Origin of the sequence: Amycolatopsis dongchuanensis (assembly GCF_039542405.1) — a bacterium.
In the GTDB taxonomy this organism is placed as follows: Bacteria; Actinomycetota; Actinomycetes; order Mycobacteriales; family Pseudonocardiaceae; genus Amycolatopsis_E; species Amycolatopsis_E sacchari.
This window is the reverse complement of record NZ_BAABIB010000152.1, coordinates 61106-73291: the sequence shown is the minus strand read 5'-3', so window position 1 is coordinate 73291 and position 12186 is coordinate 61106. Positions and strand designations below refer to the sequence as shown.

10 protein-coding genes are annotated in these 12186 nt (G+C 72.0%); 3 read left to right on the top strand and 7 right to left on the bottom strand.

What is annotated here, in order from left to right:
- The first annotated feature begins 18 nt into the window (after window positions 1-18).
- The 3 genes from ABFX51_RS35690 to ABFX51_RS35680 are packed head-to-tail and all read left to right on the top strand — an operon-like array spanning window position 19 to window position 2075.
- The gene (locus ABFX51_RS35690; protein WP_346056413.1) at window positions 19-732 is read left to right on the top strand and encodes a maleate cis-trans isomerase family protein; all 714 of its coding nucleotides are present in this window, start codon (window positions 19-21) and stop codon (window positions 730-732) included.
- Window positions 723-1385, top strand: coding sequence for a GntR family transcriptional regulator (locus ABFX51_RS35685; protein ID WP_346056412.1), 663 nt, complete (start codon window positions 723-725; stop codon window positions 1383-1385). Before ABFX51_RS35690 ends, ABFX51_RS35685 begins: the two co-directional genes overlap by 10 nt.
- 30 nt (window positions 1386-1415) lie before the next feature.
- A complete protein-coding gene (locus ABFX51_RS35680; RefSeq protein WP_346056411.1) occupies window positions 1416-2075 on the top strand; it encodes a hypothetical protein in 660 nt (219 codons plus the stop codon).
- On the opposite strand, the gene ABFX51_RS35675 is transcribed toward ABFX51_RS35680, so the two are convergent.
- The 7 genes from ABFX51_RS35675 to ABFX51_RS35645 form a co-directional block, all read right to left on the bottom strand.
- A complete protein-coding gene (locus ABFX51_RS35675) occupies window positions 2062-2955 on the bottom strand; it encodes a UbiA family prenyltransferase (RefSeq protein ID WP_346056410.1) in 894 nt (297 codons plus the stop codon). The two genes, ABFX51_RS35680 and ABFX51_RS35675, sit on opposite strands and share 14 nt — an antisense overlap.
- Window positions 2946-4169, bottom strand: coding sequence for an FAD-dependent monooxygenase (locus tag ABFX51_RS35670; RefSeq protein ID WP_346056409.1), 1224 nt, complete (start codon window positions 4167-4169; stop codon window positions 2946-2948). The genes ABFX51_RS35675 and ABFX51_RS35670 overlap by 10 nt, the downstream gene beginning before the upstream one ends.
- Entirely contained in the window at window positions 4166-4744 is a 579-nt protein-coding gene (locus ABFX51_RS35665) for a hypothetical protein (protein WP_346056408.1), read from the bottom strand. Before ABFX51_RS35665 ends, ABFX51_RS35670 begins: the two co-directional genes overlap by 4 nt.
- A gap of 72 nt (window positions 4745-4816) precedes the next feature.
- Complete coding sequence (locus ABFX51_RS35660; protein WP_091504774.1) at window positions 4817-5062, bottom strand: hypothetical protein; 246 nt, start codon at window positions 5060-5062, stop codon at window positions 4817-4819.
- A 221-nt stretch (window positions 5063-5283) separates the two neighbouring features.
- Entirely contained in the window at window positions 5284-9558 is a 4275-nt protein-coding gene (locus ABFX51_RS35655; protein WP_346056407.1) for an HAD-IC family P-type ATPase, read from the bottom strand.
- 47 nt (window positions 9559-9605) lie between these two features.
- On the bottom strand, window positions 9606-10667 hold the full coding sequence (locus ABFX51_RS35650) for a tartrate dehydrogenase (RefSeq protein ID WP_346056406.1): 1062 nt from the start codon (window positions 10665-10667) through the stop codon (window positions 9606-9608).
- Window positions 10664-12118, bottom strand: coding sequence for an NAD-dependent succinate-semialdehyde dehydrogenase (locus ABFX51_RS35645; RefSeq protein ID WP_346056405.1), 1455 nt, complete (start codon window positions 12116-12118; stop codon window positions 10664-10666). The genes ABFX51_RS35650 and ABFX51_RS35645 overlap by 4 nt, the downstream gene beginning before the upstream one ends.
- Window positions 12119-12186: the final 68 nt, after the last annotated feature.

The following is a 12186-nucleotide window of genomic DNA, read 5'->3' as shown; positions in this document are numbered from 1 at the left end:
CTCCTGGAGGTGCCGCCCATGCCGACAGTCGGCTTCATCTACCCGGACCACGCCGCCGAGGACGACTACCCGTTCGCCGAGCGGCTGCTGGGCCCGGGGTTCTCGCTGCCGGTCGAGCACATCTACGGCACCGACCTGCACGCCGTGCCCGAGCTGCTCGACCTCGGCAGCGAGCAGCGCCTCGCCGAGGGGGCGGCACTGCTGGCCAAGCACGAGCCGGACGCCGTGGTGTGGGCGTGCACGAGCGGCAGCTTCGTGTACCGGTGGGACGGGGCGCACGAGCAGGTGGACAAGCTCGCGGCCGCCGCGGGCAAACCGGCGTCGAGCACGTCTTTCGCGTTCGTGCGGGCGGCGGAGAAGCTGGGCCTCAAGCGCGTCGCGGTCGCGGCGAGCTACCCCGAGGACGTGGCGAAGCTGTTCGTGGAGTTCCTCGGCCACGGCGGTGTGGAGATCGTGTCGATGACCAGCGAAGGCATCGACACCGCGGCCGAGGTCGGCAGGCTCTCCCCCGAGGCGGTCGTCGAGCTCGCCGTGAGCCACGACCACCCCGACGCCGACGCGGTGCTGATCCCGGACACGGCCATGCGCACACTCGGGGTGCTCACTACGATCGAAACCCGGCTCGGCAAGCCCGTGCTCACGGCCAACCAGGTGACCATCTGGGAGGGCCTGCGCCTCGCGGGTGAGATCCCCGGGTCGACCGAACTGGGGGAGCTCTTCCGATGCCATTAGCCGAAATCGAACCGGTCAGCCGCGAGTCCACCGCCGCGATCATCGCGCGCCAGCTGCGTGAGGCGATCATGAACGGGTCCCTGCCGCCGGGCACTCAGCTCGCGGAAACCGAACTCGCCGCGCAGTTCCAGGTGTCGCGCGGGCCGCTGCGCGAGGCGATGCAGCGGCTGGTGTCCGAGGGGCTGTTGCGCAGCGAACGGCACCGGGGGCTGTTCGTGATCGACCTCGAACCGGAGGACGTGCACGACATCTACTCGGCGCGGATGGCCATCGAGCGGCAGGCGCTGATCCGCGTCGCGCAGGGGGCCGACCGCGAGGCGGTGGCGGACGCGCTCGACGAGACCGTGCGGGAGATGGCCGCCGCGACGGCCGCCAGGGACTGGGCGGCGGTGTCCGAAGCGGACACCCGGTTCCACGAGGTGCTCGTCGCGGGCTCGGGCAGCAAGCGGCTGCAGCGGATGTCGCGCACGCTGCTGGTCGAGACCCGCATGTGCCTGTCCGCGTTGCGCCTCAAGTACAACGACGACGAGGAGCGCGTGACCGAACACGAGCAGATCGCGGAAGCCATCCGCCGCGGTGACGCGAAAAAGGCGGCGGCGTTGCTGGAGGACCACATGGACGACGCCGTGCGCCGGCTGACCGCGGGCACGTAACGTTCTCCGGCGCGATCTCGATCCCGCTGTGTGCGCAAGCTCTGGTTGTTCCTGGTCGCGGCGGGTCTGCTCGCGGCGTGCTCCTCGTCGCCCGCGCCGGTAGCTGCGCCGCCTCCCCTGTCGCCCGCCCCGGAGGTGAGCGATCAGCAGCGGCTGGTCGCCGCGCTGCCGAGCGAGGACGAGGCCGAGCGCTACGGACTGGAACCGACGGGCACAGCCGCTCCTCTGCTGCCGAGCGAAACGACGCGGGTCTCGCTCGGCAAGCCTTGCGACCGCACGTTGCCTTCGGACGTGCGGATTGCGGGAGCCGCTCAGGCGATCTGGTACCTGACCGACAACAACCCGCGCCTCCAGGTGCGCCAAGTGCTGGCCCGCTACAGCCGCACCGCGGGAGCAACGGTCGTCCAGGAGGTCGAGCAGTCCTTGACCTGCCGGACCGGCACCGACGAGGACGAGGTTCCCTACGCCTTCGACGGCAAGCTGGCACTGCCGCCCATATCGGGTGCGGACCGCCAGGTCGCCTACTGCGTGCACAGCACCGGGCTGAACTACCGGGACTGCTACGTGTATGCCGCCCGGGGTGAGTTCGCCATGATGCTCGACTTCCGGACCTACGGAGACAAGGACTCCGCCAACCACGTCGTACCGACCCTGACCGCCCAGCTGGCCACCGCCCTCACGCGGACGTGAACACCACCGTCACGAGCAGGATCACCGGCGGGTGGAAGCTGGCCCGGTTGAACGCGGCCAACGCACCAGCCGCGTCGGGACGGCGGAGCAACCGCCGCGCGGGCACGAACACCGTGTACCCCAAGGCGAGCACCGCCCCGACGATCCCCAGTGGACCGACCTCGGCGTAGCACAGCAACGCGAGAACGGCCGCGGCGGCGACCGTCAGCGCGGCAGCGGCGACCGCAGCAGCGGTGCGGGCGCCGAACACCACCGGCACGGTCCGGATGCCGAGCCGGGCGTCCTCATCGACGTCGGCGAGGTCGTTCGGGATGTTGCGCCCGCCGATTTCCCAAGCGGCCAGCCACAACGCGACGAGACCCAGCCGCAGCGGGTCGAACTCGCCCGTCATCGCGAACCAGCCCACCCATCCACCGCCCGCGACCATGATCCCGCTGACCACGGTCTTGCCGCAGGTGGCGGTGGCCAGCAGGCAGTAGGCCACCTCCAGCACCGCGGCGACGAAGAACAACACCACGCACACCCGGCCCAGCAACGCGAGCAACACCACGGTCAGCAGGCCCAGCGCGGCCACCCACGTCACTCCGGCCCGCAGGGACAACCGCCCCTGCGCCAACGGATGCCTGCCACCCGCGCTTTCGATGTCCGGCAGGTCGAGTTCGCCACGGCGTTGCCGGTCGAGGCCGGTGTCGAGCAGGTCGTTGAGCGCGATGACCGACGCGAACGCCGCCAGCGACGCGACCGCCAGCACGACGAAACGCCAGACCGGCGGATGACCGGGCGCGAGGAGCGCCACGGTCAGGGGCTGGGCCACGCTGAGCAGCGCCTGCGTGCCCCGGGAAAATCCGTAGAACGTGACGAGCCGCTCCCTCACCGCCATGCCGCACCACCCGCAACCAACTGGCCACGCAGGGGCTCGCGGACGTCGGGATGCCGCCCGGATCCGGCGTAGCGGTGGGCGAAGGCCGTGGCGCTCGGCCCCGGCCGGGACAGGCTCGCGACGCGTTCGAGTTTCAACCGCAGCCGGAAATCCGGGTCGGTGGCGTCGTGCGGAGGCACGTGCAGCAGGTGCAGCAGCCAGTCGGAGAACTCCTGGGTCAGCCAGGCGTCCCGTTCCCGGCGCGCCGCGTACCCGGTCACCGCTGTCCGGTCCCCGTCGTGGAACCACCGGATCAGCGAGTGCGCCGCGTCGGCGGCGTCGGCGATGGCGAGGTTCATCCCCTTGGCACCGCTGGGAGTCAGGACGTGTGCCGCATCGCCCGCGACGAGCAGCCTGCCGTGCCGCACCGGCGTGAGCACACTGCTGCGCATGCGCAGCATTCCGACCTCGTCGATGCTCTCGATCGAGGGCAGCAGCGAAGCGGTGTCGGCCATGCGGTGCGCGAACTCGGTACGGACACGTCGTTCGCTCCACGACTCCGGGTGTTCCCCCACCGCCGTCTGCAGGTAGAGGCGCGCGGTGTGTCCGGCCCGCGGCATCATCCCCGCGAAACCGCGAGGATGGATCCCGTACGTCACCCCGGCCACGGGACTGTCCACTGTGGCCAGAACGGTGAGCCAGTCGTAGGGGTAGCGGCTGGCGGACGGCCGGGCTCCCGTCGCGGTGAGGGCGGCTCCGCCGACGCCTCGCGGTCCGTCACAGGCGAGCACGAACTCGCACGCGATCTCCAGGCCAGGGCACTCGACGACCGGCGCGGTGACCACATCGCGGAGGCCGAGCGCGGGGCTCGCGAAATGCGGTTCCAGTCCGGTGAGCAGATCACGGACCAGGAACTGTTGCGGGTACACCCAGTGCGCGGCACCGCCGGACAGCGCCGCGTAGTCCACCCGGACCCGTGTGCCCGCACAGGAGAAGTCGCACCAGCCGCGCCTGCTCCCCTCGGTCGTCAGCCGGTCGGCCAGCCCGTGTTCGCGCAGGTACCGCACCACTCGGTGTTCGAGCAGCCCGGCCCTGGGCCGCCGCTCGAGTTCGTCGGGGGTGGCCTTTTCGACCACGCACACGTCGATTCCGGCGCGCAGCAACACGTGTGCCGCGACGAGTCCCGCCGGTCCGGCGCCGATGATGCCCACCTGGGTGGAGATCCGCCGGGTCATCCTGCGACCTCCGACCGGGCGTACGCGGCATCGACCACCTCGGGGTTGAACGTCTCGCACACGACCGCGAGCGGCCGCGCCGCGTGCCACAGCACGTAGGCGCGGAACGCCGCCGACCCGGACCCGAGGGGCCAGGGCCTGCGACCGACCGCCATGAGCGTGCGGCTGTGCGCGATTCCCACGGAGCGCAGCGCAGCGCCGACGGGAGCGCCGCCGGTCAGGCACTGGCGCACGGGCTCCGGCACGTCCGCACGCGCCACCACCTGGTTGACCGACCAGACCCGTTCGCCTGGACCGACCAGTGCCGAACACCGAACCAGCAAAGGCTCTTTCCCGGACCGCAGCACGTCGAGGATTTCACGTGGTACCCGTGACGCGGGCACCGGATCGCGGACTTCGCGGAGTACGCGCAACGGGCCGTCCGCCATCGCGACGAGGGAGGTTGTGGTCAATCCGCGGCCGCCCAACAACCCGCGAGTGGACGAACAACGGAACCGGGCGATCGCGGCCGCGATATCAGGCTGGTTCCGCATCTCCTCGTCCGGGAAGTCCACCGGAATCCGCGTCGAAGTCATTTCCCGTTCCATTCCAGCCGGGCGCCAGGTGGAGCGGACCGCTTTTCCGGCCCGCTCCACCTGGCGAACAGGTCAATGACGGACTTGCTTCATCGCATCGACGAGCGTCGCCGGGGCGGTCACGATCCCGGTGGTGGCGCTGGCGACCAGTGCGGCCGCCCCTTCGCCGGCCGCCCCGCCACCGTTGATGAAGTTCGTGAAGGCGGTCGCGAAGGTGGGCTTGGGGTGCTCATCATTGGTCGCCGCCGACGCGGCGGCCGCTCCACCGAACGAGAACAACGCGGCGAGAGCGAGGACGACAGGAATCTTTTTCAACATGTGCACTCCCTGAAGCGGGCTATCGGAACACGACGCGGCACAGCAAACCACCCGTTTCCGGACCACGCCATTCGCGGTCACGCTAATGAGTGGCGCCGTTCATTTCCGAACCCGCGACGGGGAATTCGGCTACTCCCCTTCCGCGGCCTCCGCGTGGCGATCGAAAAGCGTGCCGAGCGGCGCCGCCCGGCACGCGCCGGGGCCTGCCCCGAGAGCCCGAGCTACTCCTCTTCCACGGCCTCCGCGCGACGGTCGAAAAGCGTGCCGAGCAGCGTCGCCGACGTGGCGGAGCCCAGTGCGATCGTCCAGCCGACCGGGCCCAGCGGGGTGCAGCCGAAGAACCGGCTCACCCCGGGCGTCTGGATCACCAGCGCCAGCGCCGCGGCCGAACCCAGCGAGGCGGCCAAAGTGGACACATCGACACCGCCGGTCACGAGCGTCTGCCCCAGCTGCGTCCCGACGAGGCTCGCCAGCGCGACCGTGCTCGCCCGCCTGCCGCGGCCGGTGAAGCGCGCCAGCGTCCACGCCGTCGTCGCGCCGAGGGTCGTCACCCCGGCCCGGACGCCGATGTCCCGCTGCAATGCCTTGCCCAGCGAGCTTTCCGGCCCCTCGCTGAGCAGCTCGGTGCCCCCGGTCGGCCTGCGCAGCGCGATCGCGAGCGCGGGGGCCAGGTCGGTCAGCAGGTTGACCAGCAGCAGCTGCCGCGCGGTGAGCGGGGACCGGCCGGTGAGGGCCGCACCCAGCACGCTGAACGCGATCTCCCCCAGGTTGCCGCCCAGCAGGATCGCCAGCGCCTCACGCACCGAAGCCCACATCGCGCGGCCCTCGACCAGCGCCGCGATGATCGTTTCCAGCCGGTCGTCGGTCACCACCAGGTCGGCGGCGGCCTTCGCGGCGGGCGTGCCGTGACCGCCGAGTGCGATGCCGACGTCCGCGAGCCGGATCGCCGGGGCGTCGTTCGCCCCGTCACCCGTCATCGCGACCGTGCGCCCGATCCGCTGGTACGCCTTGATGATGCGCACCTTCTGCATCGGGCTGCACCGCGCCACGACGTCGACGGTGCGCAGCGTCTCGGCGAGCTGCTCCTCGTCCAGCTCCTCCAGCTGCGCCCCCGTCACGACGTGCAGGTCGGCGTCGTCCTCGGTGACCTCGTTCGCGATGGCCTCACCGGTGTCGGGGTGGTCGCCGGTGATCATCACGATCTGCACGCCCGCCGCCCGCAACTGGGCCGCCGCTTCCGCCGCGCTGCCGCGCACGGGGTCCGCGATCCCGACGAAACCGCGGAACTCCAGGTCCCGCACCGCGTCCTCGTCCACTGTGGACGTTTCGAGCGGGCGTTCCGCCACGGCCAGCACGCGCTGCCCGGCCTGCGCGAGCTTCCGCATCCGGCTGGACATCTTCCGCCGCGCCGCCTTGTCGAGCGAGCAGCGTGGCAGCACCGCCTCCGGTGCGCCCTTGACGCTCAGCACGACCTGACCGTCGGCGCGCCCCGCCACCGCGTGGTACCCGCGGGACGGCTCGAACGGCACCGAGTCCAGCGGCTCCCACTCGCCGAGTTCCGCGTGCTCCGCGCTCGCCAGCACCGCTCGGTCTGTGGCGCGCGGCAGCTCGGTCGGGTCGTCGGCGTGCGGGGTCGCTCGCACCGCGACGGCGAGCACCTTCCGCAGCTCCGGGGTCAGGTCGTCCACGCGGCGCCGGGAGCGCCCGTCGTCGATCTCGTTGACGGTCAGCTTGCCCTCGGTCAGGGTGCCGGTCTTGTCGAAGCACAGCACGTCGACGCGGCCCAGTGCCTCGATGCTGCGGGGGTTGCGCACGAGCGCGTTGTGCTCGGCGAGGCGCCGGGCGGCGGCCAGCTGCGCCGCGTTCACCAGGAACGGCAGCCCCTCCGGCACGGACGCGACCGCGAGGTTGACGGCCGCGGACATGCTCTCCCGCAAGGGAATTCCCCGCACGAGCCCGGCACCGGCGACGGCGACCGCCGAGCCCAGCGCGGCCGGCATGCTCTTGCGCGTCAGCTCCGACAGCCGGTGCTCCACGCCGGTGGTCGGCGCGTTCTCGCGTGCCAGCGCCATGCTGCGGCCCGCCTCGGTGTCGTCCCCGGTCGCGACGACGACAGCCGTCGCACGGCCCGCGGCGACCGTCGTGCCCTCGTACAGCATCGACGTGCGCTCGGCGACGTCCGCGGCGACCACGGGCGACGAGTCCTTGGCGATCGGCAGCGATTCGCCCGTCAACGACGATTCGTCCATCTCCAGCGCGTCGGCGGTCAGCAACCGGCAGTCGGCGGGAACGACATCCCCCGAGTCGAGCAGCACGATGTCGCCCCGCACGAGTTCGTCGGCGCTGAGGGTGCGCTCCTCGCCGTCCCGCAGCACCGTCGCCGTGGTCGCCGACCGCCGCAGCAGGTCGGCGAGCTGCCGTTCGGTGCGCACCTGCTGCACACTGCCGACGACGGCGGACAACGCGGTGATCCCGGCGACCAGCAGCGCGTCCGACGGGGAACCCACGGACGCGGAAAGCGCCGCGCCGCCGAGCAGCACGGGGGTCAGCGGGTTCGACAGCTCGGCGAGGAAGGCGTTGGCGAAGCTGGTGCGTTCGGCCACCCCGCCCGGCGCGATCCGCTTGCGCGACTCCGTTGTGGACAGTCCTTTGTGGTCGGTTTTGAGCCGTTCCAGCACGACGTCCGCCGGCATCAGGTGCCAGGGCGCGACGGCCGCGTCGAGCACGGGCGGCCGCAGCCGCCCCGCGCGCCGGTGCGCGTTGGCCAGTGCGATCCCGGCGCCCACGTTCACCGCGCGCAGGCTCCGGCTCGCCGGGCTCGTCCGGCCCCGCTGCAGCGCGCTCACCGCGCCGACCCCGCTCGCCCCGGCGGCGAGGCGGATGCCGTCGCGGTCGATGTCCCGCGCCACGCACACCGCCTCGATCACCAGGCCCGCCACCGCGATGTCGTCGCCGACCAGCAGGTGCGCACCCCACGGCGGCGCCTCGCCCTCGCCGTGCACACCGATCCCGCAGTCCGACGCACCCAGTGCCTGCCGGTCGCCCGACACGAGCAGCACGACGCGTCCTTCGCCCTGCAACTCCCGCACGGACGCGACGAGCCGGTTGCCGCCGGGCACCGTGCGGTCGGCGTCGAACGACGGTTCGTCCCCGTTCGCGCTGATGATCGGCAGGTTGGCGCGGCGTGCGGCGGCGACGAGCGTGGCGATGCCCGGCGGGGTCTCGCGTTTCAGCCCCAGCACGGCACGCAGTTCGTCCCCGCACCACACGCCCAGCACGGCGGCCGCGCCACCCCGCAGCAGTTCCCCGGCCTCGGCCGAATCCGGGTCCAGCGGGGTCAGCCGCCAGCCGTCGGCGCTGCGCTCCTCCTTGGGGCGCTTGGGGTCGAACAGCTGCCAGATCCGGTCTACGACACCTTCGCTGTCAGAAAGCGTTTTCAGCTCACTTGGCGCCATCCGGCCCGTCTCGAGCGCGGCCTCGTCGACCACGACGGTGTCGATGACGTCGAGCCGCCGGAGCACGGAGCGGTCCATCACGAGCGTGCCGTGCCGGGCGAGCACCCGGCCGAGGTGCGCGCCGAACGCCGAGCGCCCCGCCTCCGCGGCTTTCGGCAGCGACGCGAGCCCGATGCCGAGCGCGCGGCGCGGGCCGAACGGCAGCATCACGCCCGCGGCCAGCGCACCGGCCGCCAGCGCCTTGCGTTCGTAGTCCTCGGCGGGACCGTCGGGCAGCGGGCGCGGGCGTTCGACCACGACCGGATCGGCGGCCGCGTCCTCCGGTCCGGTGATCAGCTTGCTTTCGGCGGCACACCAGGCCTTCGAGTAGGCCTTCGCCTCCCGCCACTGCTCGACGCGCTGCGCGGTGTCGAGCAGCGTGCCCTCGCCCCCGGCGGCGAGACCGTGTGCGAGGGCGCCGGCGATCGACGTCGCCGAGTCGGCACGTTCCCCGCTTCCCGCGCGTTTCGCCGCCAGCTCCCGGAGCTTCGGGTGCAGGTCGAAGACGCTCGGCAGCGCGGCGACCTCGGCGGGCAGCGGCGCCCACGGCGCGACCCGGGTGATCGCCGACAGCCCGAGCCCCACGGCGTTCGCGGCGAGGGTGGGCAGCAGGCGCGTGCCGCGGATGCCGTCGGCGGGGTGGTGCAGTTCGTCCTCGGCGGCCTGTTCCTCCTCGGTTTCCGGTTCGGCCTCGGCGCGCTCGACGGCCCGCACGAGCTCCTCGGTCGCGGGCGCGGGATCGCCGACGGCGATGATCACGCGGGAGGAGGGCGCGTTGACCCGCGCCCAGTGCACGCCCTCGTACTTCTCCAGCTCACGCTCGATGCGGCGGGCGACGCGTTCGCCGCCCGCCCCGTGCACGCCGTGCGCCTCGATGTGCAGCCGCCCCGGGCACGACCACACCTGCCGCCGCTGCCGTCCACCCAGCACGTCGCGGACCACGCCGGCGACCGCGCCCATCGTGGACAGCGGTCCCGGCACCCGTACACCCAGCAGCCGCATCGGCACCTCCCTCTCCCGTGGAAGGAGGTGCCCAGTCCGGCCCGGGTTTATGCCTCGACCGAGTCGGCGACCGCGTCGCCCAGCTCCGCCGTGGTGGCCTTGCCGCCGAGATCGGGCGTCGCGACCTCGCCCGTCGCGAGCACCTGCTCGACCGCCGCGTACACCGCGCGCGCCGCCTCGGCCTCGCCGAGGTGCTCCAGCATCATCGTGCCCGCGAGGATCTGCGCGACGGGGTTGGCGATGCCCTTGCCCGCGATGTCGGGCGCGCTGCCGTGCACGGCCTCGAACATCGACGGGTGCTCGCGCTCCGGGTTGATGTTGCCCGACGGCGCCATGCCCAGCCCGCCGGTGACCGCGGCCGCGAGGTCGCTCAGGATGTCACCGAACAGGTTCGAGGCCACCACCACGTCGATCCGCTCCGGCTGCTGCACCATGCGGGCGGCCAGCGCATCGATGTGGCACTGTTCACTGTGGACGGTCGGGAAGTCGGCGGCGACCTCGGCGAAGATCTCGTCCCAGAACGGCATCGTGTGGATGATCCCGTTGGACTTGGTGGCCGAGACGACGCGCCCGGTGCGGGTCTGCGCCAGCTCGAACGCGTAGCGGATGATCCGCTCCACGCCCACGCGCGTGAACACCGACTCCTGCAGCGCGAACTCGCCGGGCAGCCCGCGGTTCTGGCGGCCGCCCAGCTCGGAGTACTCGCCCTCGGAGTTCTCCCGGACGATCACCATCTCCAGCTCGTCGGCCGTGCGGTCCTTCAGCACCGACGTGGTGCCCGGCAGCAACCGCACCGGACGCAGGTTCACGTACTGCGAGAACGCGCGCCGCACCGGGATGAGCAGGCCCCACAGCGAAACGTGGTCCGGCACGCCGGGAAAACCCACGGCACCGAGCAGGATCTGGTCGAACCCGGACAGCTGCTCGATCCCGTCCTCCGGCATCATCCGGCCGGTCTCGGCGTAACGCTCGCAGCTCCAGTCGAACTCGGTCCACTCCAGCGTGAACCCGAACCGCTTCGCCGCGCGGTCGAGCACCTTGCGGGCCTCGGCCTGGACGTCCACGCCGATGCCGTCACCGGGGATGCTCGCGATGCGGTAGGAGCTCACAGAGCGACCGCCACGTACTTGATCTCCAGGAACTCGTCGATGCCGACGGCGCCGCCCTCGCGGCCGAGCCCCGACTGCTTGACGCCGCCGAACGGCGCCGCCGGGTTGGACACGATGCCCTGGTTGAGCCCGATCATCCCGGCCTCCAGGTTTTCCGAGACCCGCAGCGCGCGCTTGAGGTCGTTGGTGAACACGTAGCTCACCAGACCGTACTCGGTGTCGTTGGCGGCGGCGACCGCTTCGTCCTCGGTGTCGAACACCGTGATCGGCGCCACCGGGCCGAAGATCTCCTCGGTGGCCATGCGCGCGTCGCGGGGCACGCCGGTGAGCACGGTCGCCTGGTAGAAGTTGCCGGGCCCGTCAACGGTGGCGCCGCCGGTGAGCACCCGCGCACCCCGGTCGGTCGCGTCCTGCACCAGCTCGCTGACCTTGCGCACGGCGTCGGAGTCGATCAGCGGGCCGACGACGACGCCGGGCTCGGTGCCGCGCCCCATCGGCAGCGCGGACATGCGCTCGGTGAGGCGGCGGGCGAACTCGTCGGCGACCCCGCGCTGCACGTAGAAGCGGTTGGCGGCGGTGCAGGCCTCGCCGATGTTGCGCATCTTCGCCTGCATCGCGCCGTCCACCGCCGCGTCGAGATCGGCGTCGTCGAACACCAGGAACGGCGCGTTGCCACCCAGCTCCATCGACGTGCGCAGCACCTTGTCGGCGCACTGCTCCAGCAGCTTCCGGCCCACCGCGGTGGAGCCGGTGAAGGACAGCTTGCGGGCCCGGCCGTCGCGGATCAGCGGCTCCATGACTCCGCCGGGGTCGGTGGTCGTGACCACGTTGAGCACGCCCGCGGGCAGCCCGGCCTCGGTGAGGATCGCCGCGAGCGCGAGCATCGACAGCGGGGTCTGCTCGGCCGGCTTGATCACCATCGTGCAGCCCGCCGCGATCGCCGGGCCGATCTTGCGCCCGCCCATCGCCATCGGGAAGTTCCACGGCGTGATCAGCAGCGTCGGGCCGACCGGCTGCTTGGTGACGAGGAAGCGGCCGGCGCCGTTGGGCGCGACCTGGTAGCCGCCGTCGATGCGCACGGCCTCCTCGGAGAACCAGCGGAAGAACTCGGCGGCGTAAGCGATTTCGCCCTTCGCCTCGGCCAGCGGCTTGCCCATCTCGAGCGTCATGAGCAGGCCGAGCTCGTCGGTGCGGGCGAGCAGCAGTTCGTAGGCGCGGCGCAGGATCTCGCTGCGCTCGCGCGGGGCGGTGCGCGCCCAGTCGGCCTGCGCGGCGACCGCCGCGTCGAGCGCGGCCAGCCCGTCCTGGGGCGTCGCGTCGGCGACCTCGCACAGCACCTCGCCGGTGGCCGGGTCCTCGACGGCGAACGTGCGGCCGCCGGTCGCGGGCACCCACTTCCCGCCGACGAACAGCTCCTTGTGCACGCCCTCGACCACGCTGGTCTCGCTCACATCCGCCTCCGTGTGGATTGCACCAGTTCACCGGCCATGCTATGCATATTGTCAACAATCTACAACCC

Bases quoted from the DNA above. Each gene is read 5' to 3' on its own strand.
- ABFX51_RS35660 (WP_091504774.1), bottom strand. From the start codon at position 5,062: ATGTTGAAAAAGATTCCTGTCGTCCTCGCTCTCGCCGCGTTGTTCTCG.
- ABFX51_RS35655 (WP_346056407.1), bottom strand. From the start codon at position 9,558: ATGCGGCTGCTGGGTGTACGGGTGCCGGGACCGCTGTCCACGATGGGC.
- ABFX51_RS35690 (WP_346056413.1), top strand. From the start codon at position 19: ATGCCGACAGTCGGCTTCATCTACCCGGACCACGCCGCCGAGGACGAC.
- ABFX51_RS35675 (WP_346056410.1), bottom strand. From the start codon at position 2,955: ATGGCGGTGAGGGAGCGGCTCGTCACGTTCTACGGATTTTCCCGGGGC.
- ABFX51_RS35670 (WP_346056409.1), bottom strand. From the start codon at position 4,169: ATGACCCGGCGGATCTCCACCCAGGTGGGCATCATCGGCGCCGGACCG.
- ABFX51_RS35665 (WP_346056408.1), bottom strand. From the start codon at position 4,744: ATGACTTCGACGCGGATTCCGGTGGACTTCCCGGACGAGGAGATGCGG.
- ABFX51_RS35685 (WP_346056412.1), top strand. From the start codon at position 723: ATGCCATTAGCCGAAATCGAACCGGTCAGCCGCGAGTCCACCGCCGCG.